The organism is Streptomyces sp. NPDC033136, from assembly GCF_055578235.1.
The window spans coordinates 99,503-121,282 of record NZ_JBVIPD010000019.1 but is presented as its reverse complement, the minus strand read 5'-3'; the positions used below and the strand labels follow the sequence as shown (position 1 = coordinate 121,282).

The 21,780-nt window shown below is 73.6% G+C and carries 18 protein-coding genes; 8 read left to right on the top strand and 10 right to left on the bottom strand.

Annotation, left to right across the window (positions count from 1 at the left end):
• The first annotated feature begins 126 nt into the window (after positions 1 to 126).
• Positions 127 to 1,800 (top strand): PucR family transcriptional regulator, encoded by a 1,674-nt coding sequence (locus tag ACZ5TL_RS29070; RefSeq protein ID WP_468593490.1) that lies wholly within the window; start codon positions 127 to 129, stop codon positions 1,798 to 1,800.
• A gap of 149 nt (positions 1,801 to 1,949) precedes the next feature.
• Positions 1,950 to 2,732 carry a hypothetical protein gene (locus tag ACZ5TL_RS29065; protein ID WP_468593489.1) on the top strand — a complete coding sequence of 261 codons (783 nt, stop codon included), beginning with the start codon at positions 1,950 to 1,952 and terminating at the stop codon, positions 2,730 to 2,732.
• Positions 2,733 to 2,838: 106 nt separating this feature from the next.
• Here ACZ5TL_RS29065 and ACZ5TL_RS29060 read toward each other — a convergent pair whose 3' ends face one another.
• The gene (locus tag ACZ5TL_RS29060; protein ID WP_468593488.1) at positions 2,839 to 3,651 is read right to left on the bottom strand and encodes a GntR family transcriptional regulator; all 813 of its coding nucleotides are present in this window, start codon (positions 3,649 to 3,651) and stop codon (positions 2,839 to 2,841) included.
• A gap of 182 nt (positions 3,652 to 3,833) precedes the next feature.
• Here ACZ5TL_RS29060 and ACZ5TL_RS29055 point away from each other — a divergent pair, with 182 nt between their 5' ends.
• Together ACZ5TL_RS29055 and ACZ5TL_RS29050 are read left to right on the top strand one after the other, a co-directional pair.
• Positions 3,834 to 4,685: a (2Fe-2S)-binding protein gene (locus ACZ5TL_RS29055; protein WP_468593487.1), complete on the top strand. Its 852-nt coding sequence runs from the start codon at positions 3,834 to 3,836 to the stop codon at positions 4,683 to 4,685.
• A 303-nt stretch (positions 4,686 to 4,988) separates the two neighbouring features.
• Complete coding sequence (locus tag ACZ5TL_RS29050) at positions 4,989 to 6,029, top strand: DUF2637 domain-containing protein (protein ID WP_468593486.1); 1,041 nt, start codon at positions 4,989 to 4,991, stop codon at positions 6,027 to 6,029.
• A gap of 51 nt (positions 6,030 to 6,080) precedes the next feature.
• Here the strand turns inward: ACZ5TL_RS29050 and ACZ5TL_RS29045 are convergent, their stop codons facing one another.
• Together ACZ5TL_RS29045 and ACZ5TL_RS29040 are read right to left on the bottom strand one after the other, a co-directional pair.
• On the bottom strand, positions 6,081 to 6,572 hold the full coding sequence (locus ACZ5TL_RS29045) for an ATP-binding protein (protein WP_468593484.1): 492 nt from the start codon (positions 6,570 to 6,572) through the stop codon (positions 6,081 to 6,083).
• Between the two features lie 420 nt (positions 6,573 to 6,992).
• Positions 6,993 to 8,777, bottom strand: a complete 1,785-nt coding sequence (locus ACZ5TL_RS29040) for a protein phosphatase 2C domain-containing protein (RefSeq protein ID WP_468593483.1) — start codon at positions 8,775 to 8,777, stop codon at positions 6,993 to 6,995.
• A 211-nt stretch (positions 8,778 to 8,988) separates the two neighbouring features.
• Between ACZ5TL_RS29040 and ACZ5TL_RS29035 the strand changes: the two genes are divergently transcribed.
• Positions 8,989 to 9,471, top strand: a complete 483-nt coding sequence (locus tag ACZ5TL_RS29035) for a DUF456 domain-containing protein (RefSeq protein ID WP_468593481.1) — start codon at positions 8,989 to 8,991, stop codon at positions 9,469 to 9,471.
• A gap of 4 nt (positions 9,472 to 9,475) precedes the next feature.
• Here the strand turns inward: ACZ5TL_RS29035 and ACZ5TL_RS29030 are convergent, their stop codons facing one another.
• The 6 genes from ACZ5TL_RS29030 to ACZ5TL_RS29005 form a co-directional block, all read right to left on the bottom strand.
• Positions 9,476 to 10,006: a methylated-DNA--[protein]-cysteine S-methyltransferase gene (locus ACZ5TL_RS29030; RefSeq protein WP_468593480.1), complete on the bottom strand. Its 531-nt coding sequence runs from the start codon at positions 10,004 to 10,006 to the stop codon at positions 9,476 to 9,478.
• Positions 10,003 to 11,418, bottom strand: coding sequence for a DNA-3-methyladenine glycosylase 2 family protein (locus tag ACZ5TL_RS29025; protein ID WP_468593478.1), 1,416 nt, complete (start codon positions 11,416 to 11,418; stop codon positions 10,003 to 10,005). The genes ACZ5TL_RS29030 and ACZ5TL_RS29025 overlap by 4 nt, the downstream gene beginning before the upstream one ends.
• Before the next feature lie 206 nt (positions 11,419 to 11,624).
• A complete protein-coding gene (rsgA, locus tag ACZ5TL_RS29020; RefSeq protein ID WP_468593476.1) occupies positions 11,625 to 12,746 on the bottom strand; it encodes a ribosome small subunit-dependent GTPase A in 1,122 nt (373 codons plus the stop codon).
• 236 nt (positions 12,747 to 12,982) lie between these two features.
• Entirely contained in the window at positions 12,983 to 14,506 is a 1,524-nt protein-coding gene (locus ACZ5TL_RS29015; protein ID WP_468593475.1) for a cellulose binding domain-containing protein, read from the bottom strand.
• A 235-nt stretch (positions 14,507 to 14,741) separates the two neighbouring features.
• Positions 14,742 to 16,067, bottom strand: coding sequence for a radical SAM protein (locus ACZ5TL_RS29010; RefSeq protein ID WP_468593474.1), 1,326 nt, complete (start codon positions 16,065 to 16,067; stop codon positions 14,742 to 14,744).
• Positions 16,068 to 16,290: 223 nt separating this feature from the next.
• On the bottom strand, positions 16,291 to 17,298 hold the full coding sequence (locus ACZ5TL_RS29005) for a hydroxyacid dehydrogenase (RefSeq protein WP_468593472.1): 1,008 nt from the start codon (positions 17,296 to 17,298) through the stop codon (positions 16,291 to 16,293).
• A gap of 179 nt (positions 17,299 to 17,477) precedes the next feature.
• On the opposite strand from ACZ5TL_RS29005, the gene ACZ5TL_RS29000 reads away from it, so the two are divergent.
• Positions 17,478 to 18,734 carry a D-arabinono-1,4-lactone oxidase gene (locus tag ACZ5TL_RS29000; protein WP_468593470.1) on the top strand — a complete coding sequence of 419 codons (1,257 nt, stop codon included), beginning with the start codon at positions 17,478 to 17,480 and terminating at the stop codon, positions 18,732 to 18,734.
• Between the two features lie 272 nt (positions 18,735 to 19,006).
• Here ACZ5TL_RS29000 and ACZ5TL_RS28995 read toward each other — a convergent pair whose 3' ends face one another.
• A complete protein-coding gene (locus tag ACZ5TL_RS28995; protein ID WP_468593468.1) occupies positions 19,007 to 19,357 on the bottom strand; it encodes a helix-turn-helix transcriptional regulator in 351 nt (116 codons plus the stop codon).
• A gap of 227 nt (positions 19,358 to 19,584) precedes the next feature.
• On the opposite strand from ACZ5TL_RS28995, the gene ACZ5TL_RS28990 reads away from it, so the two are divergent.
• Complete coding sequence (locus ACZ5TL_RS28990) at positions 19,585 to 20,250, top strand: ANTAR domain-containing protein (RefSeq protein ID WP_468593467.1); 666 nt, start codon at positions 19,585 to 19,587, stop codon at positions 20,248 to 20,250.
• Between the two features lie 213 nt (positions 20,251 to 20,463).
• Complete coding sequence (locus ACZ5TL_RS28985) at positions 20,464 to 21,720, top strand: ROK family transcriptional regulator (RefSeq protein WP_468593466.1); 1,257 nt, start codon at positions 20,464 to 20,466, stop codon at positions 21,718 to 21,720.
• Positions 21,721 to 21,780 lie beyond the last annotated feature (60 nt).

Here is a 21,780-nt window from a genome sequence, read left to right as displayed (position 1 = left end):
GGGACACAGCAGGGACACGGTCCGGGTGACCTGAAGCCCGGCTCCCCACCCCGCCGAACGGGTGGTCCCCCGGCACCCCACCAAGATCCACCATTGATTTCGAGACAAAGAACGGCGGCGACGAGAATGCGGCTGCGCGCACTGCTGGACACGGACGCGCTGGGCCTCAAGCTGCTCGGCGGCGAGGACGAGCTGGACCGCACCGTGCGGGGTGTGATGACCACCGACCTGCGCGACCCGAGCCGCTACCTCTCGGGCGGCGAACTGGTGCTCACGGGTCTGGCCTGGCGCCACGACGCCGCCGACTCGGAGCCGTTCGTCCGGATCCTGGTGCAGGCCGGGGTGGCGGCCCTCGCCGCGGGCGAGGCCGAGCTCGGTGACGTGCCCGAGGACCTGGTCGCGGCCTGCGCCCGCCACCACCTCCCCCTCTTCGCGGTGCACGAGTCGGTGGCGTTCGCGACGATCACCGAGCACGTCGTCCGGCAGGTCTCCGGCGAGCGCGCCGGAGACCTCGCGGCGGTCGTCGACCGCCACCGCCGGATGATGACCTCGGGCCCGGCGGGCGGCGGCCCGGACGTGGTCCTGGACCTGCTCGGCTCGGACCTGGACCTGCGGGCCTGGGTCCTCTCCCCCACCGGCCGCCTGATCGCCGGCTCGAAGGCGGCGGGCCCGGCCCTGCCGGCCGAGGCGTGCGCACGGCTCGCGGGCGAACACCTCACCGCCACCCGCACGGGCCGCCGCGGCCCCCACCGCGTCATCCTGGGCGCCACCACGTACTCCCTGGTCCCGGTGCGCTCGACGGGCCGCTCGCCGCAGACCGCCCGGGACGTCCGGGAGGGCGTCCTGTCGGACTGGGTGCTGGCCGTCGAGGCGGACGCCGGGGACTGGGCCGAGGAGCGCCTGGACCTGCTGCACGGCGTCACCCAGCTGATCGCGGTCGAGCGCGACCGCCGCGACGCGGCCCGTACGGTCCGCCGCCGCCTCGCCCAGGAGGTCCTGGAACTGGTCCAGACGGGCGCGGCACCCGGCGAGATCGCCGCCCGCCTGCGGGTGGCCGCCCCGGTCCTGCTGCCCGGCATGGGCACCGCGCCACACTGGCAGGTGGTCGTGGCCCGCGTCGACTGGGACGACCAGGAGATCGAGGCCGGCCCGGTGGCACAAGCCCTGCTGGAGGAGATCCTCGTCGACCCCTCGACCGCCGGCCCGGAGCACTCCGACCGCATCGCCGTGGCCCACACGGGCGACGAGGCCATCGCCCTGGTCCCCCTCCCCGCCGTCTCGGCGGAGCACGACGACGCGGAGACCGGCATCCTCGCGGACGCCCTGCTGGAGTCGGTACGGGCCCCCCTCACGGCGGGCCTCGACGGCGACGGCCGTCTCACCCTCGGCGTCAGCGCGGCCGTCCACTCGGCGGAGGGCCTGCGCGGCGCGCTGGAGGAGGCCCGCCACGCCCGCCGGGTGGCCGCGGCCCGCCCGGGCCGGGTCTGCGCGGCAGGGCACCAGGAACTGGCGTCCCACGTCCTGCTGCTCCCCTTCGTCCCGGACGACGTCCGCCGGGCCTTCACCGCCCGCCTCCTGGACCCCCTGCGCGACTACGACCGCCGCCACCGCGCGGAACTGATCCCCACCCTGGAAGCCTTCCTGGACTGCGACGGCTCCTGGACCCGCTGCGCCACCCGTCTGCACCTGCACGTCAACACGCTGCGCTACCGGGTCGGACGTATCGAGCAGTTGACGAGCCGTGACCTGTCACGGCTGGAGGACAAGCTGGACTTCTTCCTGGCACTGCGGATGAGCTGAGGGAAGAGGTGTCCCGGCCCGAACCCCGCGCGCCCCTCAATCCCACGACTTTGTGAAATCCTTCACCCACCCTCTTGGCCCGGCCCGCCGATTCGTGCTGAGATGCCGCCACCACTCAACAGCTCGATGGCGTGCTCGGGGAGGGCAACGTGGCGCATTCCGCCATGTCTGGTAACGGAACGACCGCCGGTGACGATCCCCTCCAGACCGCGGTATGGCGGCTGCGCTCCCGCGGGTGCTGGGCCGACGCAGCCGCGCTGCTGCTGCTGCCTGCCACCCCGGCGGCGGCGCTGCAACGCGCGTCGTTGCTGGTGGAACGGTGTCTGTACACCGAACAGGGCTGGGAGGAGGCCGAGGACGCGCTGCGCACGGCCGAGGCGCTGGCCCACAGCGACGACGAGCGGGGCGCGGCAGCTTGTGAACGCGGGTACTTGGCCTACGCGGCGACCCTGCTCGCCGTCCGGGACCGGGCCGACGAGGCGCGGGCCGCGCTGGGCAGGGCGGCGGCGCTGATCGCTCCGGGGGCTCCCGGGCGGGCCCTGCTGGACTTCCGGCGCGGGCTCCTGGCGGAGAACCTGACCAGTGCCCCCCAGGCGGCGCGTGCCGCGTACCGGCGCGCTCACGCGGGCGCGACGGCCCATGCCGACCCGCTGCTGCTCTCCTTCACCTGGCGGCACCTGGCCGGACTCGCTCTGCGGGACGGGGAGTTGGCGGAGGCGCGGCACGGTTTCGCGGAGTCGTTGCGGATCCGGGAGGAACTGGGCTACCTGGTGGGCACGGCCCCCGCGCTGGTGTCCCTGGCCGACACGGAGACGGAACCGGAGGCGTCCCGGCTGCGGGATGAGGCCCGGCGGTTGTTCCGCCTGCTCGGGGGCGTACCGACGTGGCTGGCCCGGCAGTTGGCCCCCGTACCACCGGCGGCGACGGCTTGACTCCGGTACGAGGCGCTCGGCGCTCTGCCGGAGCGTTGCGCAACCGAGCGTCGCGAGGCGCTCGGCGCCGGGGCTGAGACCGGGTGGGTGCGCGGCCCACCCACACTCAGCCCGCAGCCACCGCCCCCGCGAAGTGCTCGCCCACCAGCGCCCGCACCACATCCAGATCCCGGGCGATCAACGCGTCCAGCAACGCCGCGTGCTCATGCGCGTCGGCCACCAGATCCGCACGCCCCCGCACCCCCGGCCCGCCCCCGGCCAGCGGCCACTGCGCCCTCCGGTGCAGGTCCTCCGCGATCTGGACCAGCTGCTCGTTCCCGGACAGGGCCAGCACGGCCCGATGGAACCCCCGGTCGGACTCCGCGTACGTCGCCCGGCAGCCGGAGGACGCCGCACGGACCGTCCCCTCCGCCAGGGGACGCAGCTCGGCCCAGCGCTCCGCCGGCACCGTCCGGGCCAGCCGCAGCATCACCGGCACCTCGATCAGCGCCCGCACCTCGGCCAGCTCCGCCAGCTCCCGCTGTCCCCGCTCGACCACCCGGAACCCACGGTTCGGCACGACCTCGACGGCACCCTCTAGCGCCAGCTGCTGCATGGCCTCCCGCACGGGCGTCGCGGACACCCCGAACCGCTCTCCCAGCACCGGCGCCGAGTACACCTCCCCCGGCCGGAGATCCCCCGCCACCAGCGCGGCCCGCAACGCGTCCACGATCTGCCCCCGCACCGACGCCCGCCGGACGACAGGCCGGACCCGCGGGGCACCCGGCGCGGGCGGCTCACTGTGCGTGTGCTCACCCCGCACGGCCTCCGCCGCCCCGGCCCCGCTCACGCTCGCGGCCTGCCGCGGCACCCGCGCGGCCTGCCCCGGGCCCGCCCGCGGACCCCCCGTCCCGGCGGAGCCCTGCGCGCCCTGCTTCACGGGTCCTCCTCCGGACGTACGGACGTATCGGTACTTGAGGTCATTGCGGCGGGTTGTTACTCACCCGTCAAGACCATAAGCGCCCCGGCCCCCAGTTCAAATCCCAGTTCAATTTCCGGCGATCTTCGGTAAGGTAAGCCTTACCTTCTAAGTTCGTTCGACCCAGACGGATCGGTGATCACATGCCCACGCCCCGCTCGGCCGTCTCCGGCGCCTACGCCCGCCTGGCCGAGGTCCTCCCGGGGCTCGCCGTCACCGAACTGGAGCCCGAGGACGAGATGCCCCGGGGCGGCGGCTGGGTCACGGCCGCCGGCCTCGCCGCGGCCGGCCCCGCCCTCGACGCATACCTGGCCTGGGACGAGGCCCAGATCCAGCGGGACTACGACCAGCGGGCACGCCCCGACGTCGTGGCCAGCTTCGGCCTGCACCGCTACTCCTGGCCCGCCTGCCTCCTGATCACCGTGCCGTGGTTCCTGCAGCGCAGGGTCCCCCGTTACCCCGTGACGCACGTCGCGTACGACCGCACCGCCCCCGGCCGTCCCGTCGGACACCTGGCCGTCCGCCCCGCGGGCTTCGCCTGCCTGCCCGGCGACGAGGCGGCCGGGCTGCCCGGCGCCCGGGTCGTCCCCGACGAGGAGGCACTGCGGGCCGAGGTGCGGTCGGCGGTCGCCGGGCACCTCGAGCCGGTACTGGCCGGTTTCGGCCCCCGGATGCGGCGTCGCGGCCGGGCCCTGTGGGGTATGGCGACGGACGAGATCGTCGAAGGGCTGTGGTACACGGCCCAGTTGCTCGGCGACATCGAGGAGCGACGCGCGATGCGCGAACTGGAGCTGCTCCTGCCGGGCGCGACCAAGCCGTACGTGGGCACGGCGGCGTTCCGGGAGCTGACCGGCCCCGCCGGCGAGCCGCTGCGCACCCGGGACCGCGCGAGCTGCTGCATGTTCTACACCCTGCGCCCCGAGGACACCTGCGCCACCTGCCCCCGCACCTGCGACGCGGACCGGGTCACCAAGCTGCTGGCCACGGCCAGTTGACACTCCGTCGAATGTCGCCACCCCCGCCGTCCCGTAAGATCATCGCGGGACGGGCATCCTCACGCCCACAGTCGATTCACAACTCCCTCACCCCTCACGGGAACTTTCCGGAGAACCACTCGTACGGGTAGTCTTGTTCGAACTCAACTCCCGCCCCTCAAGCGGCAGTTCGAGCAGAACGCCGCCCTGGGCATCCCCTTGCACTTCCTTGGCGGCCTCTTGCCCCGAAACCCCCTGAGGGGCGGTGGGATTGGGCCACTATGGCGGGCGATACGCCCTATCCCCATGCAAGGGACCACCCACATGAGACTGACCGACATATCGCTGAACTGGCTGCTTCCGGGCGCCGTGCTTCTCCTGGGCATGCTGGCGGCGGTGGCGGTGCTCGCGCGCGGCAAGCGCTCCTCGGTCAAGGACACGAGCGCGGACGATTCCTGGGAGCGCAGCGAGGAACGCCGCAGACGCAAGGAGGCCGTCTACGGCACCGTCTCCTATGTTCTTCTGTTCTGCTGCGCGGCCGTCGCCGCCGCGCTCTCCTTTCACGGCCTGGTCGGCTTCGGCGAGCAGAACCTCGGCCTGACCGACGGCTGGCAGTACCTCGTCCCGTTCGGCCTGGACGGCGCGGCGATGTTCTGCTCGGTCCTCGCGGTGCGCGAGGCCAGCCACGGTGACGCGGCGCTCGGTTCCCGGATACTGGTCTGGACGTTCGCCTTCGCCGCGGCCTGGTTCAACTGGGTGCACGCGCCCAGGGGCGTCGGCCACGCGGGCGCCCCCCACTTCTTCGCGGGCATGTCCCTCTCGGCGGCGGTGCTGTTCGACCGCGCGCTGAAGCAGACCCGCCGGGCCGCCCTGCGCGAGCAGGGCCTGGTGCCGCGCCCGCTGCCGCAGATCCGTATCGTGCGCTGGGTGCGCGCCCCGCGGGAGACGTACCGGGCCTGGTCGCTGATGCTGCTGGAGGGTGTGCGCAGCCTCGACGAGGCGGTCGACGAGGTGCGCGACGACAAGCGCAAGAAAGACGAGGCGCGTCAGCGCCGGCGCGACCAGCAGCGCGTGGAGCGCGCCCAGCTCAAGGCGATCAGCCGCGGTCACCGCGGCCACTTCGGCCGCGGTGGCGGCCGGCCGCTGGAGGTGCAGGTGGAGCGCGGCTCCTCGCAGGCCTCCGCGGAGCCTGCCATATCCGGGCCGGAGCCACTGCCCGTCCGCTCGCGTCCCTCCCTTCAGCCGGCCCGCAAAGGGGCTGACCCGGTGACCGTCGACCTCACCGCGGAGGACGACACCATGGCGCTGCCGCGCCTGGACTCCCTGGAGCGCAAGCTCAAGGACCTGGAGCAGCAGTTCGGCTGACCGGGCCGTACAGCGAGGGGGCGTGGCCCGCGGGCCGCGCCCCTTCGGCGTTCACGCCGCCCCGGCCTCCAGCTCGAACCAGACCGCCTTGCCCACGCCGTGCGGGCACACCCCCCAGGCGTCCGCGAGGGACTGCACCAGGAACAGGCCCCTGCCGTTGGTCCCGTCGTCGGCGACCGGTACGCGCAGGCGGGGTCTGCGGGCCACGAAGTCCCGTACTTCCACCCGCAGTCCACGAGGCCCGACCGTGGCGGTCAGGACCGCGTCGTGGTCGGTGTGGACGATCGCGTTGGTGACGAGTTCGCTGGTGAGCAGTTCCGCTATGTCCGGCAGATCCGATCGTCCGGGCTTCCCCCACTGCCCGAGCAACTCCCGCAGGGCCCTGCGGGCTTCCGGCACGGCCCGCAGGTCCGCCCGCCCGAGTCTGCGCCTCAGCTGAGGCCCCGTCGCCCGCTCCGTGACGTCGTCTGCCGTGTCCTGCGCCGTCTTCACCGAGAGGGCCCCTACCGCTGTGGGACCGCCTCCTCGTGCCTGCCTCTCCATGACCCCCGCCCGTGCGCCGATGTCGGTTCCCCTCCTACTCGAACGCGTTCACGGGGATCCATGCCCCACCGGGCACGCGGCAGTCATGTCGAATCGTCAACGACCGGGTGTTCGGCCACGGGAACGGCCCGGCCGGGCCGGGCGGCGGGCCGCCGAGCAGTGCGGCGGTGGCGGGGAGGGAGACAAGAGAGTAGCGGGCCCGTGGCCCCGGGCGGATCGTGACCGCTGGAGATCGGACGATGTGCCGACGGCCGGCTGCCGTTCCGTGCGTACGCGACGAAGGGCCGGGGCGGCTGGCTCCCGCGCCCGGCCCTCCGGTGAGATTGGCCGAAGTACGACGGTCCCTCCCGGGTCCCGGACAGGCTGCCCCTTCGGTCTCCTGGGATCCCTCCGGGTTCCGTCATGTCACACCGGTCGCGGTCACGCCTCCCACACCGCGGCGGCCGTACGGTCGTCCGCATAACCCTTGACCCGTACCTGCGAGTCGGCGAGGAACGCGGCGAGGCCGGGCGGTTCGGGCCGGGACCACCGCTCGGCGAGGTACTCGCCCAGTTCGGGCTCGCCGCGCAGGGGCTCGGCGAGGCCGCCGCTGCACATGAGGAGCGTGTCACCCGGGCGGGCGACGGAGGTGCGGAACCGAAAGGGCTCCCGGGGCGGCTCCGGGGCCGGTTCGTAGGGGCTGGGCGGGGTCGGGATGCCCAGGTCCATGGTGAGCCGGTCGCCCTCGGGGGTCTCGGACGGCGGCGACCCGAAGCCCACGACGGGTTCGCCCGTGACCTCGGTGACCTGTGGTTCGAGGTCCTGCCACTCGCCCTCCCGCAGCCGGAACAGTCCGCCGGGCCCGACGCCGAAGAACACGCGCGTACGGCACCCGGGATCGGCGGACAGCAGCAGGCAGCGCAGGCTGGCCGCGTACTCCCGCGGGTCAAGGCCCTGTTCGCCGGCGCTGGCGCGGAGCTTGCCGAGGCTGCGGTCGGTGAGGCGGTGCAGGCCGGACTTGAGGTCGCCGCGCCGGCCGCCCCTTATGTCCTCGGCCAGCCGCGCATGGCTGCGTCCCACGGCCCGGCCGATCCAGTGACAGGCCTCGGCGGCGGCCCGATGCGCCCCCGGCGTGGCCCGGGCCCCGGTCGCCATCGCCACGAGCAGCAGCGCGTGCTCGCCCACCCCGAACCGCGCGGTGAGCAACGAGTCCCGCCGCGGCTCACCCCGGTACCGGGCGGAGTCCCCGCGCACGGACACGGCCCGCAACGTACAGGCCCCGTACCGGGCCCCGTCCAGCACGGTGTCCGCGACGAGATCGTCCAGCTCGTCGGGATCGGCGGCCGGGAGAGCCGTGGGTTCGGCGTCGTAGGTGGGCGGCCGGGACCCGACGTGGCCACGCGGCGCGGGGGGCTGCGCCGGGCGCTCGATCCGGGGGCCGGGCTGGTCGGCTGGGACGGCTGGGGGGCTGGTGGGAGGCGGAGGCACGGACGGCGGATCGGCCGAGGCGGGAAACTCCGACCCGCCGGGCTCGGCGACGGGCGACGCACCCCTGCTCGGCTCGGCCGCGGCGGACATTCCCCCGCCCGGCTCCGCGCCGGAGAACGCGTCCCCGCCGGGCTCGTCGCCCGGCCCGGGATGCGCTGGGCTTCCGGGACTCGACGCGCTCCCGGGGAACGCGCCCCCGCCCGGCTCGGCGGCGGTCGCCGGAGGTGTGGGGGCCCCTGGCCGGTCGGCCGCCGTAGCGGTGCGGTCCTCGGGGCCCGGCCAGGACGGGGGTGCTGGCGGCGGCGGTGGGGCGGCGGGCGTGCGCGCGGCGGGGATCGTCGGTGCGGGGGGCTCGCCCTGGCGCTCCGGGCGCGTGCGGGGCCCGGTGGGTGGGGCCGCGCCACTCGTGGATGGCTGCTCGGCGCCTCCCGGCGGTTTCGCCGTGGTCGGGAACGTCACCGGCCCCGTCGGCCGGGACGGCGGCGGCTCCCAGGGAGCGCGCTGGGGATCCGGAGTGGCCGGGCGTGGCGAGTCGGGCAGGTCGTCCGCCCCGGCCCGGGGCAGCGGCACCACCGGCCGGTCACCCGCCTCGCCGCGCACCGCTCCCGCTGCCGAGGCGAAGCGGTCGTCCAGGGAATCCGGCGCCGGTGTGGGGCCCGTGTCGTCGGTGGAGTCCTCGTACAACTGCCTCCACCAGTCGTCCTCGTGACCGGTGGGCCTTCCCCCCTGTTGGCTCATGCCCCTGATTGTCCACCGCACGAGCCGGATGAAAACGGGGCTTGTGGAAAAAACCGGCCCGCCGCACCGCCCTGAACGGCACGTCGAGTGAGTCGTAGAACGGTCATGCGATACGGGGCACCCAGCGGGCCGAAAACGGCTGACCTGCGGGTCTGGGCCACGGTCACGCTCCTGACCTGCGCCTTCTCCCGGCTTCCGGCAGTCTGGTCAGATGGGAGCGTGGGATCTCCTGCTGGTCGGGCTGGTCATCCTGCTCGGTCTGTGCGGAGTGCTGCTGCCCGCGATGCCCGGGTCGTGGCTGGTCTGGGCCGCGGTCCTGTGGTGGGCGCTGCAGGATCCGCAGCCCGTCGCGTGGTGGGTGCTGGTGGGCGCCACGGTCCTGCTGCTCGTCTCCCAGGCCGTGCGCTGGACGCTGCCGCCCCGGCGGCTGCGCGCGGACAGCGCCGGCCGCCGGATGCTGGCCCACGCCGGAGCCGGTTCCGTCCTCGGCTTCGTCCTCGTCCCCGTGCTCGGTGCGATCCCCGGTTTCCTGGCCGGCGTCTACCTCCACGAACGCCTCCGTCTCGGTCGCCACAAGGACGCGGTCGCCGCCCTGCGCACGGTCATGCGCTCGGGCGGCTCCAGCATCCTGGCCGAACTGTTCACCTGCCAGCTGATCGCGGCGGCCTGGGTGGGCGCGGTCTTCTGGGGGTGAGCCCTCAGGGGCGCAGCACAGCCTCGTGCGTCAGCAGCCGCACCTTGCGCTCCAGGCCCCCCGCATAGCCCGTCAGCGCACCGCCCGCCCCGATCACCCGGTGACAGGGCCGGACCACCAGCAGCGGATTGGCCCCGATGGCACCGCCCACGGCCCGTACGGCGGCCCTGGGCGCCCCGATGCGCGTGGCGATCTCCCCGTAGGTCACGGTCGAGCCGTAGGGAATGCCGTCCAGCGCGGCCCAGACCTTCTCCCGGAAGGCGGTGCCCTCGGCGCGCCACGCCAGGCGGAACTCCTTCAGCTCTCCGGCGAAGTAGGCCGCGAGCTGCTCCTCCGCCTCCCGGAAGGGCCCGGGGTCCCGCCGCCAGTCGTCCCGCACCTCGCGTCCGCCCTTCTGACCGGGCACGGACAGGGAGGTCAGCTCGCCCGCCGGGCCGGCGGTGAGGAGCAGCGGCCCGAGGGGGCTGGTCACGCTCGTCCAGTAGATCGGGCAGGTCGGACGGGACGGGGAAGTCGGGTGGGTCGGGTAGGTCATCGGAGCTCCCACTCCCCTGCTGCGCGCAGGTGGTTCAGGGCGTACGAGCGCCAGGGGCGCCAGCTGTCGGGGACGTCGAGCCCGGGCGGGGCCACGTCCGGGTCGCCGAGGGCACGGGTGCGGATCCGGGCGGCGGTACGGGCGTCCAGCCCGGGCACGGCCCGCAGGGCGTCCTGCGCGTCGTCGCGGTCGGCGCCGGGGTCGAGGCGTACGGCGTCATCGGCGAGGGCGGCGGTGAGCGCGCCGAGGGTGCCGCCGGGTTCGGCCCCGGCGAGGACGGCGGGCTCGGGGAAGAGGTGGGTGAGGCCGCCGCAGGGGGCGTCGAGGGCCTTGCCGTAGCGCTGTACGAGCCGCTCCGCCTCCGTCCGGCCGACCAGCGCGCGGACCGCGAGTTCCTCCGGGTCGGCGGTGCCCGGCGAGCGCAGTCCGGGCCGGGCGGCGACCAGGGGGGCGAGCCGCGGGTCGGCGCCGAGGCGCTCGTCGACGGCGTAGGGGTCGGCGTCGAGGTCGAACAGCCGCCGCAGCCGCTGTACGGCGGTGGTCAGGTCGCGAAGGTCGGTGAGGTGCAGCCGGGCGTTCAGCCAGCCGCCCGGATGGGCGCCGGGCCCGGTCCGCGTGGTGCCGGGGCGCTCGTCGACGGCGACGATGCCGGTGCCGTACGGCAGGCGGAGCGTGCGCCGGTAGGTGCGTGCCCCGGACGGGCCGCTCACCTCCTCGATGCCGGGCACGGCCTCGCGTTCCAGCAGGTCGAAGACGGGTCCGGCCCGGTAGGGGCCGCGGTGGGCGAGGCGGAGCGGGATGCCTGCGTCCGGGGTGGCCGTACGGCGGCCCCGGCCGTTTCGCGGTGCGGCGGCGCGCAGCTCGCTCGGGGTCGACGCGTACACGGCCCGGATCGTGTCGTTGAACTGCCGCACGCTGGCGAAGCCCGACGCGAAGGCGATCTCGGTGATCGGCAGCGCGGTCGTCTGGACCAGGACGCGCGCGGTGTGCGCCCGCTGGGCCCGGGCGAGGGCCACCGGCCCGGCGCCGAGTTCGGCGGTGAGCTGCCGCTGCACCTGCCGCGCGCTGTAGCCGAGGCGTTCGGCGAGGCCCGCGACGCCCTCCCGGTCGACCACGCCGTCGGCGATGAGCCGTACGGCGCGGCCCACCACGTCCGCGCGGACGTTCCACTCGGCGGAGCCGGGCACGGCGTCGGGGCGGCACCGCCGGCAGGCCCGGAAGCCCGAGCCCTGTGCGGCGGCGGCTGTGGCGAAGAACCGTACGTTGGCCCGCTTCGGGGTGACCGCCGGGCAGCTCGGCCGACAGTAGATGCCGGTCGTCTCGACGGCGAAGAAGAACACCCCGTCGAACCGGGCGTCGCGGCTGCGCACGGCCTCGTACCTGGTGTCCTCGTCCGTCTCGTGGTCTGTCACGGGTCCAGTCTCCGTCGGCGGCGGGCGGGCCGCTGGCGGAAATCGGACACGACGCTCCGGGCGCGTTCCGGCGGTGCTGCGGCAGTGCCGCGCGGCACCGTCAGGTGCCGCGGCGGGGGCGAGAGCACCCACCGCGGCCGCCGCACGCGGAGCCCTGGACCGGGGTGCCGGGGTGCGGTCACGAGCCCCGGGGTGCCGGGGTGCGGTCACGAGCGCCAGTGCGGTCCTCGCTTCGCCTCCATCGCGGCCTTGCCGATCGCTCCCTTCCGCTTCCAGTCCTTGCGGATCTCCGCACGGAGCCGGGCGTCGGTCTTGGCGACGATGCGCTGGTTCTCCCGCAGCAGCTTGCGGTAGCTCTGCAGCCGCCGCTCCGGAAGCCCGCCGGACTCGACGGCGGCCAGCACGGCGCACCCCGGCTCGGCTTCGTGGGCGCAGTCGTGGAAGCGGCACCGCTCGGCCAGTTCCTCGATCTCGGAGAACACCTGCCCCACGCCGGTCCCGGCGTCCCAGAGCCCGACGCCCCGCAGTCCGGGGGTGTCGATCAGGACGCCCCCGCCGGGCAGGGCGAGCAGGTTGCGGGTGGTCGTGGTGTGACGGCCCTTGCCGTCGACGTCCCGGGTGGCCCGGACGGTCATGACGTCCTCGCCGAGCAGCGCGTTGGCGAGGGTCGACTTGCCCGCGCCGGACTGCCCGAGCAGCACGGACGTACCACCGCCGACGATCGCCGCGACCTCGTCCAGGCCGTCCCCGTCCACGGCGCTGACCGCCACCACCGGCACGCCGGGCGCGCTGGTCTCCACGTCCTGGAGGAGGTGGGCGCGGGTGACGGCGTCGGGGACGAGGTCGGCCTTGGTGAGGACGACGACGGGCTGTGCCCCGGACTCCCAGGCGAGCGCGAGGAACCGCTCGATGCGGCCGAGGTCGAGTTCGACGGCGAGGGACACGGCGACGATGGCGTGGTCGACGTTGGCCGCGAGGATCTGACCCTCGGACCGCTTGGAGGAGGTGGAGCGGACGAACGCTGTGCGGCGCGGCAGATAGGCGCGGACGTAGCGCGGGTTCCCGCCGGGCTCGACGGCGACCCAGTCACCGGTGCAGACGACCCGCAGCGGGTCGTGCGGGGTGACGAACGCGGTGTCGGCCCGCAGCACCCCGTCGGCGGTGACGACGTCGCACTGCCCGCGGTCGACCCGGATCACGCGTCCGGGCAGCAGTCCTTCGGTGCCGTACGGGGCGAACTGGTCCGCCCACGCGTCGTCCCAGCCGTAGGGAGCGAGCGCGGAGGAAGAAGAGGGAGAGGAAACGGATGAAGCGGAACTGGAAGTCAAGGGTGACCCTTCCCAGGTCGGCCCCCGGCCCGACAGTCGGTCGGGTCAGCCGGCGGCCATGGAGGTGGACTTGATGAACTGGATGCGGGCAGCGCTCGGCGCGGTGACAGCCATCGGTCAACACCTCCTCGGTCCTCGGCACTTCGTAAGACCTTGCTCTTCGTGGAACTCGGCTCTACGTGGAGTCGGCTCTACGCGAAACCGCCGTCACGGTATCCCGTCGCGGCCACGTCACGTCAACTGCTTTTCGCGCAGGCGCGGCCGTTCAGCTCGAAGTCGTACGGCGGGGAGTTCTTGCCGCGCCAGGAGGCGAGGAAGCCGAAGGCCAGGTCGCCGCCCTCGGTGACCGACTTGTTGTAGTCGGCGGCGGTGGCGGTGACGCGCGAGCCGTCCTGGGAGAAGGAGGCGTCCCACATCTGGCCGACCTGCTGGCCGTCCCGGAAGGACCAGGACACGCGCCAGGAGTCGAGGGCCTTGTGGCTGGTGACGGTGACGGTGGCCTGGAAGCCGTCTGGCCACTGGTTGCCCAGGTCGTACTCGACCCGGCAGGCGGGGCTCTCGCTCTCTTCTGGTTCGCTCCGGCCGGTGGGCGAGGAGGTGCCCTGCGGTTCGGTGTGGCGGTTCCTGCCCTCCGACGCGCCGGGCTTGTCCGGCTTGTCCGTGCCCTCGGTGGCGCTGTCGGCCGTGTCCTCGGTGGCCCTGTCGGCCGGCCTGGAGGTCGCGGGCGGCAGCGAAGGGGCGGACGGCAGTCCGGGGTTGGGGTTGCGGTCGGCCACCGGCTGGCGGTCGACGTCGCCGCGTGCCCCCAGGTCGTCGCCGGAGCCGCCGAAGGGCATCATCGACACGCCGAGCGCCAGCACGGAGACCAGGACGGCGGCGACGAGGAGACCGTTGCGGGCGACGCGGGCCTTCTGCGCGTCGCCTTCCGGGTCCGCGCTCGCCTTGTCCGCCCCGTCGGGGCGGCCGGGGCCGAGCCGGACCTCGGCGGCGCGGCGGCGGCGCTCCAGATAGGCGAGACCGCCCCAGCCGATCACCCCGCCGGCCAGCGCCCCGGGCAGCCCGCCGCCGTGCAGACGCAGGCAGGCGGCGGCCTCGGCGCAGCTCACACAGGTGGCGAGGTGCCGGGAGAGGTCGCCCGGGGTGTCGGCGGCGGAGGAGCGGGTGACGGCGTCCAGTAGCCGGGCGTAGCTGCGGCAGCGGGCGTCCATCGGGGTGTCGAGGTGGTTGCGGTGGCAGCGGTCCCGGAACAGGGTGCGCACCTGCTGGAGTTCCTCGCCGGCGGTGGCCGGATCCAGCCCCAGGCGGCGGGCAACCAGGGACAGCGGCAGCGCCTCCACCTCGGCCAGCCACAGCAGTTCCGCGTCGGCCTGCTGGAGGTCGCGCAGGCCGCGCAGCGCGAGCGGGCGCGTCAGGGGCGGTCCGGTGTAGCGGGCGGCCTTGTCCGAGTTGAGCCACAGGCGCAGGTCGGGGTCGAGTTTGTGGCCCTGCCCCTCCTCCTCCCACGCCGCGGCCGTGGTGCGTACGGCGGTCAGCAGCAGGGGTATGCGGGGCAGCCGGGCGGGGCGGCGGCCGGTGTTCCGGGCCGGGACGGCTTCGGCGGCGCGGGCCTCTCGTATGCCGTGTGCGAACGCCTCGCGGCCCAGTTGTGAGGCGGCGATGGAGCCGGAGGTGCACAGGTCGGCGTAGGCGAGGACCGCGTCCCAGCACTCGGAGAACAGCGCGGCCTCGGAGGCGTCCTGGGGGGTCGGCAGGTCGGGCATGAGTCTCCTGCATCCACAAGCGAGGTCAACTCACCACATTGGCAATGGAGTTGGGGGGACCCTCGGCGCAGGGCAAGAGCTTTTCACGTCATCAACACAACTGACAAGCGCCCTGTTCAGATATTAGGTCAGGGCGGCCTGTCCCCGCGGTTCCGGCCTCTGTATGCCGTACGGGTGAAGCCGCCCGGTGACTCAACGCCGTACCGGAATGATGGACGACGTCATCGAAGTGTTATCAAACGGCGGTGGGTTCGTCCGCCGGGAGGCTGTCCATGAAGGAGCTGACGGAGAAGACCGCGTTGCCGGCGCCGGGCGGGCCGTAGCCGGGGGGCGAGGAGAGGCCGAAGTCCTCCATGGTCTGCCGGTACGCCTGGAGCAGGCGGATGTGGTACTCCAGCGGCGCGCCCTGGGGGTTGGCCTTGCCGAGGGGCGTCGTCGGCTCCGGGCACCAGGTGGTGAAGCGGGGCGTGATGCCGTGCGACATGAAGAAGCGCAGGCCCTCGGTGGTGGAGGCAATGGCCTCGTCGACAGAGGTGAAGCCGAACGGCTCGGCCATCTCCACGCCCGCCACGAAGTTGGGGATGACGTTGCGCGCGCCGAAGACGTCCGCCGAGTCGAGGATCCGCTTGTGCCACTCGTCGCGGCCGACGTAGCGCTCCTTGCCCGGGCAGTACAGCTCGAACAGGCGGCGGTCCCACACCTCGTAGTTGGGGTGGTAGATCTGCACGCCGTAGTCCTTGAAGCGCTGGACGTCGTCGCGCGGCAGTGCCTGGGCCACCACCTTGCCGATCCAGCGGCCGGGGAAGCGCTCCTCGATGGCCTTGGCGTAGTGGCCGTAGAAGTCCGCCTCGTCGCGGCCCGCGACCGTCCTGGTGATGGCGCCGCCGGTGAGGGTGTAGGCGGTGGAGGCCTTCGCCGTGTCGTAACGGTCGATGATCTCCAGGGCTTCCAGGACCTCCTCGACGTCCTTCACCCCGGTGTACGGCCGCCCGGCGGCCTTGTGCTGGCGCCAGTTGTGGTTGATGTCGCAGTACTGGCACTCCTCCTTGGCACCGAAGTACTGGCAGACCCGGAAGACCGTCAGGTAGATCAGGTAGCCCCACTGGATGGTCGGGGCCACCTCCATGACCGACTTCCCGCCTGCGAGCGTGTGCCGGTAGTACTCGGGCATAGGCGGCACGCCGACGTCGGAGATCCGCTTGCCGTCGAGGTAGAGGCCGAGCACGCCGTCCTCGTTCGCGGCGACGCGGTACGGCGAGGAGGGGTTCACCCGGACCGAGACGACCGTGCGGCGCAGGTCGTAGGGGCCGCCGGTGAGGATGATCTCCTCGGGCGGCCGGCGCAGCGCGGCCTCGCCCAGCTCGGGCAGGGTGCCGTGGTCGAAGGAGAAGATGAAGTACGACTTCGGCTTGACGTCGCCGCCCTCGTTGTCACTGAGCGCGGACGGGTCGAAGGCCACACCGCCCCGGAGCAGGTCCTCCTTGAAGACGGCCTCCCGCGGGACATGCGGGAATCGCTCCATCAGATCCTCGACCAGCGCGGTACGGCTGCCGCTGCCCATCCCGTCTCTCCTCCCGGCTCGGACGTACGACTCCTCACGGTATGCCCATGGGTATGCGAAGCCGGTACCGGGTCCCCCCGAAGCGGAAAAATGCCGCGTTCGCCGGTTTCGCCGACGGGGTCACGTCACGGTCGCCGGGCGGCGCGCCTTCACCTCGCGGTTGTCAGGCCGCAGCGCCTTCACCTCACGGTTGTCAGGCCGCAGCACCTTCACCTCACGGCCGTCAGGCCGCGCGCTCCAGCGCCGCGAGATCGACCGCGTGGGCGAGTCCGCCCCCGGCCAGCAGCCGCTCCGCCTCCTCGGCGACCGTCAGGCCGAGTCGGGCCAGCTCGTTGCCCTGGGAGCCGGCGAGATGCGGGGTGACGAACGCGCCGGGCAGGTCGTAGAGGGGCGAGTCGGCGGGGAGGGGCTCGGGGTCGGTGACGTCGAGGACCGCGGTCAGGCGCCCGGCGCGCAGTTCCGCCACGAGGGCGTCGTGGTCGACCAGGGCGCCGCGCGCGGTGTTGATCAGCACCGCCCCGTCGGGCATCAGGGCCAGCTCGCGACGGCCGATCATGTGGTGGGTCTCGGGCGTCTCGGGGGCGTGGACGGAGACGATGTCGCAAGTGCGCAGCAACTCGTCCAGCTCCAGCAGCGGGACGCCCAGCGCGGCGGCCTCCCGCTCGTCGACGTAGGGGTCGGTGAGGGCCGGCCGCAGGTCGAAGGGGCGGAGCAGGTCGAGGACGCGGCGGCCGATGCGGGAGGCGCCGATGACGCCGACGCGGCGGCCGTGGTTGCCGATGCCGGGGATGACGCCCCAGCCGGAGGATGCGCGGGTGGTGCGCATCCGCTCGCGGGCGGCGAGGACGTCCTTCCCGGCGAGCAGGATCATGGCGAGGGTGTACTCGGCGACCGGCAGCGCGTTGGCCGCGGCGGCCGTGGAGACCGCGATGCCACGCTGCCAGATCCCGGGGGTGGCGAAGGACTTCACCGACCCGGCCGAGTGCAGTACGGCACGCAGCCGGGGAGCCGCGTCGAGGATCGCCTCGTCGATCCGGGGGCAGCCCCAGCCGGTCACCAGGATCTCGGTCCGGGCCAGTGCGTCCAGCACGCGCGGGTCGGTGAAGTCCTGCGCCACCAGGGCCGGATCGATGTCCACGGACTCGCGCAGCCGCGCCAGGACCTCGGGCGGGAAGACCTGCGGCACGTTCTCGGGGGCCATGGCGAACAGTGCCTGAGGGCGCTGGCTCAAGGGGGTGACCTTCCGGCTCGGGGACACAGGGGGGCGGCTCCCTGGAATACAGGTAGAAACCGCTCTCTACTACGTCTCCACGGTAGGCCGGTCCGGGCCGCGGCGGCAACGGACTCCGAGGCCGGGTAGGTTCCGGCGGGGGCTTCCCGGCCCCCGCTGCCTCGGGGAAGGACGACGCGATGCACGGGACCGTGACCAACTGGTCGGGCAACATCACCTACACGGCCGGGGAACTGCACCGGCCGGACTCCCTCGGCGCATTGCGCGGGCTCGTCGCGGACAGCGACCGGGTGCGGGTGCTGGGCAGCGGGCACTCGTTCAACGAGATCGTCGAGCCGGGCCCCGAGGGCGTCCTGCTGTCGCTGGCCGGCCTGCCCCCGGAGGTGGAGGTCGACACGGTGGCCCGTACGGTCCGGGTCGGCGGCGGGGTGCGCTACGCGGAGCTGGCCCGCCGGGTGCACGGGCACGGTCTGGCGCTGCACAACATGGCGTCCCTGCCGCACATCTCGGTGGCCGGGTCGGTCGCGACCGGCACCCACGGGTCGGGAGTCCTCAACGGCCCGCTGTCGGGGGCCGTGCGCGAGGTGGAGCTGGTCACGGCCGACGGCTCGACGGTGACCATAGGCCGGGACGAGGAGCGGTTCGGCGGGGCCGTCACCTCGCTCGGCGCACTCGGGGTCGTCACCGCGCTCACCCTCGACCTGGAGCCGGCCTACGAGGTGGAGCAGCACCTGTTCACCGAACTGCCGCTCCAGGGGCTGGACTCCGGGACGTTCGAGACGGTGATGGCGACGGGCTACAGCGTCAGCCTGTTCACCGACTGGCGGGAGCCGGGCTTCCGGCAGGTGTGGCTCAAGCGGCGCACCGACCAGCCGCTGCCCGCCTTCCCCTGGGCCGCGCCCGCCACCGAGAAGCTGCACCCGGTGCCGGGCATGCCGGCGGTCAACTGCACCGAGCAGTTCGGAGCCCCGGGGCCATGGCACGAGCGGCTGCCGCACTTCCGGGCGGAGTTCGTGCCGAGCAGCGGGGCGGAGCTGCAGTCGGAGTACCTGCTGCCGCGCCGGCACGCCGTGGAGATGCTGCACGCGCTCGACGCGATCCGGGAGACGGTCGCCCCCGTCCTGCAGACCTGCGAGGTGCGCACGGTCGCCGGTGACGACCAGTGGCTGAGCCCCTCCCACGGACGGGACACCGTCGCGGCGCACTTCACCTGGGTCGAGGACACCCGGGCGGTGCTGCCGGTGGTGCGGCGGGTGGAGGAGGCGCTGGCCCCCTTCGGGGCACGGCCGCACTGGGGGAAGGTGTTCACCGTGCCCGCGTCCGTCCTGTGTGCGCTGTATCCGCGGCTGCACGACTTCCGGGCGCTGGCGCGGGAGCTGGACGCACGGGGGAAGTTCGCCAACGCCTTCGTGAACGAGGTGCTCACGCAGGGGTAGGCGGCGCGCACGCTCCGCGGCCGGCCGGTCAGGACGCGACGTGCCGCCGGGCAGGTCGCGGCACGCGGCACGCGGCACCTCAGGACGCGGCGCGCGTGGTCGTGAGACGGCCAGCGGCCGGTCAGGGCGCGGCGCGCGGCCGGGACGCAGCACACGACTGGCGAGGACACGGCACACGGCCGGTCAAGTTCGCGGCGCGCGGCCGGTCAGGACGCGGCGCGCCGCACCTCGGTACGCGACGCGCGAACGGTCAGGAGACGGCACGCGCCCGGTCAGGTCGCGGCGCGCGGCCGGGTCCGGGGGGCCGAGGCCGTGGCGCGGTCGGCCTCGTCCTCGGCGAGCAGGGAGAGCAGGGACGCCACGGTCAGACCGGCCTCGGCCGGGTGGCGCAGCACCTTGCCGGGGTCGATCCGGTACGTGTTGGTGCGTCCCTCCCGGGTGTGGGAGAGGTACCCGTCCCGCTCCAGGTCGGCGATGATCTTCTGCACGGCGCGTTCGGTGAGCCGGCAGTGGGCCGCGATGTCCCGGATGCGGGCGCTGTGATTGTCGGCGATCGCCGCCAGCACACGGGCATGGTTGGTGAGGAACGTCCATCCGGTGTGTGGCTCGGGCACTCCATCCATACCGCAACTCTAGCGAACGCATATTCAGGCACTCAAAAACACGTACTCCATTTCATGTATCAGTTGACGTGTGTGGGGTAGAGAGGCGAGGCTGGAAGCGGAGGCAAGGCGAACAGACGAGGGAGAACAGGGCCATGCCGGAGCCTGCGTACTCTGCGCGGTCTCACACCCCGGAGGGCGCCGCACCGACGGCGAGCGACAGTGCGCCGGCGGCGATCCCGCCCTGCATGGCGACCATGGACGTGGCACCCGACGGCGACCGGATGACCGTGACGATGTGGGGCGAACTGGATCTGGGCAGCCGACGGCTCCTGCCCGATCTGCACGACGTTCTCGCACTGTCGGGCAGCGGCCTCGACCTGCGTCTGGACGCGATCGGGTTCTGTGACTGCTCCGGTCTGAACATGCTGCTCGACCTGCGCACGCGCGCCCTCGACCAGGGAAAGACGGTCACCGTCCGGTCCTGCGGCATCGCGGTCGAGCGCCTGCTCGACCTGACCGGCACGAGGGAGCTGTTCGCGGACCCCGGGCCGCCGCGGGACGCCGTACCCCCGGCCGGGGCCGGACCGGCCGCGCGGGAGGAGGACGACGAGGACCTCCGCGCCGAGGTCGCGCAACTGCGGCGGGCCATGCAGACCCGGCCCACCATCGACCTGGCCCGCGGCATTCTGATGGCCTCCTTCGGCCTGAGCCCCGAGGCGGCCTGGAGCGTGCTGGTGCGGACCTCCCAGAACACCAACACCAAGCTGCACCACCTGGCCCGGGACCTGGTGGGCACCGTGCACGGCTCCACGCTGCCCGAGCCCGTGCAGCAGCACCTGGCCGCCGCGGTGGCCGGGGCGAGCCAGGGTGACGAGGCGGCGGTGTGCCTCACGCGCGGGGACGGGTGCTGACGCGGCCTCGGTCCCACCGCGGGCACCTCACGGGCGGGCTCCCCGTCCCACCTGAGGCATCATGGTCCAGCCACGGCCGGTCACCACCGGTCCTCACCAGGAGCGCACTTTATAAAGCCCCTTTCCAAACCCCTTGTCGAAAGTCCCGGCAGCCCATAGCCTTGCGCCGCGCCGGTGCCGACGTCGACCCCGGCCCGGCCGGCCTGGAAAGGAATGGGGCACCCGGTGAAGCGCACCTCACGCGACATCCGCACCGCGAACCGCTACGAGGTGCTGCGCCAGATCATCGCCGAGTCACCGACCTCCCGGCAGGAGCTGGCGGCCGCCACCGGCCTCAGTCTCGCCACGGTCGCCACCCTCGTCGGCGAGCTGCTCGACCTCGGCATGATCACCGAGGTCGGCTTCGAGGACTCGGCCGGCGGACGCCCCCGGGGCCTGGTGGCGGTCAACAGCTCGGGGGGCGCGCTGATCGGCGTCGACATCGCCGAGACCTACGTCCATGTCGAGCTGTTCGACCTGGGGCTGAACGTCCTGGCCCGCGCCGAGGAGGACGTCCGGCCCAGCGAGAGCCTGCCCGAGCAGGTGGTGGGCCATGTGACCACCGCCGTCGGCTCGGTGGTCACCCAGGCCGGCATCGAGGGAGCCCGGGTGCTCGGGGTCGGGGTGAGCGTGCCGGGGCAGGTGGACCGCGCCACCGGTTTCGCGGAGTACGCACCCAACTGGGACTGGCACGACGTGCCGCTGCTCGACCTGCTCACCGAGCACATCGCCTACCCGCTGCACCTGGACAACCCGCTGCGCGCCAGCGCGGTGGCCGAGCTGTGGTTCGGGGCCGCGCGCGGGCGGGGGAACGCCGTGGTGGTCAACCTCGGGACCGGGGTGGGCGCCGGACTCGTCCTGGGCGGCGGGCTGCACCGCGGGGTGAGCAACAGTGCCGGCGAGTGGGGCCACACCACGATGGTGCTGGACGGACGCCTGTGCCGGTGCGGCAACCACGGCTGCGTGGAGACGTACGTCGGCGCGCGCGGCATCATGCTGAACCTACGTGAGATCGACCCCGGCAGCGCGCTGCTGCACCCGGAGGACCAGACGGCGACCATCGACGCGCTGGCCCTCGGACTCGCGGCGGACGACCCGGTGGCACGCCGGGCCGTCCACGAGACCGCGCGCTATCTGGGCGCCGGCGTCGCCGACCTGGTGAACCTGTTCAACCCCGAGATCGTCGTACTGAGCAGCTGGGTCGCCCGCACCCTGGGCGAACCGCTGCTGCACGAGGTGCGCGAGGCCGTCGCCCGGCACGCGCTGCCGCGGCCGCTGGCCGCCACCGAGGTCGTCCTCTCCCCGATCCCCACCGACCCGGTGTGCCTGGGCGCGGCGACGTTCGCACTGGAGGGCGCGCTCCAGGCCGTCGGGCAGAAGAACGGCAAACGCACCACCGCGAAGAGCCGCACCACCGCCCCACCCGCGTAGCGGCGGAAGCAGCTCCTCCGCGACGCCCGCCCGTTCGAAATAACGAACCGGATGCAACGC

Excerpts from the sequence above, each read along its gene's own strand:
- ACZ5TL_RS29070 (WP_468593490.1), top strand. The coding sequence starts at position 127 with ATGCGGCTGCGCGCACTGCTGGACACGGACGCGCTGGGCCTCAAGCTG.
- ACZ5TL_RS29055 (WP_468593487.1), top strand. The coding sequence starts at position 3,834 with ATGCCCACGCCCCGCTCGGCCGTCTCCGGCGCCTACGCCCGCCTGGCC.
- ACZ5TL_RS29050 (WP_468593486.1), top strand. The coding sequence starts at position 4,989 with ATGAGACTGACCGACATATCGCTGAACTGGCTGCTTCCGGGCGCCGTG.
- ACZ5TL_RS29045 (WP_468593484.1), bottom strand. The coding sequence starts at position 6,572 with ATGGAGAGGCAGGCACGAGGAGGCGGTCCCACAGCGGTAGGGGCCCTC.
- ACZ5TL_RS29040 (WP_468593483.1), bottom strand. The coding sequence starts at position 8,777 with ATGAGCCAACAGGGGGGAAGGCCCACCGGTCACGAGGACGACTGGTGG.
- ACZ5TL_RS29035 (WP_468593481.1), top strand. The coding sequence starts at position 8,989 with ATGGGAGCGTGGGATCTCCTGCTGGTCGGGCTGGTCATCCTGCTCGGT.
- ACZ5TL_RS29030 (WP_468593480.1), bottom strand. The coding sequence starts at position 10,006 with ATGACCTACCCGACCCACCCGACTTCCCCGTCCCGTCCGACCTGCCCG.
- ACZ5TL_RS29015 (WP_468593475.1), bottom strand. The coding sequence starts at position 14,506 with ATGCCCGACCTGCCGACCCCCCAGGACGCCTCCGAGGCCGCGCTGTTC.
- ACZ5TL_RS29010 (WP_468593474.1), bottom strand. The coding sequence starts at position 16,067 with ATGGGCAGCGGCAGCCGTACCGCGCTGGTCGAGGATCTGATGGAGCGA.
- ACZ5TL_RS29000 (WP_468593470.1), top strand. The coding sequence starts at position 17,478 with ATGCACGGGACCGTGACCAACTGGTCGGGCAACATCACCTACACGGCC.
- ACZ5TL_RS28995 (WP_468593468.1), bottom strand. The coding sequence starts at position 19,357 with ATGGATGGAGTGCCCGAGCCACACACCGGATGGACGTTCCTCACCAAC.
- ACZ5TL_RS28990 (WP_468593467.1), top strand. The coding sequence starts at position 19,585 with ATGGCGACCATGGACGTGGCACCCGACGGCGACCGGATGACCGTGACG.
- ACZ5TL_RS28985 (WP_468593466.1), top strand. The coding sequence starts at position 20,464 with ATGGGGCACCCGGTGAAGCGCACCTCACGCGACATCCGCACCGCGAAC.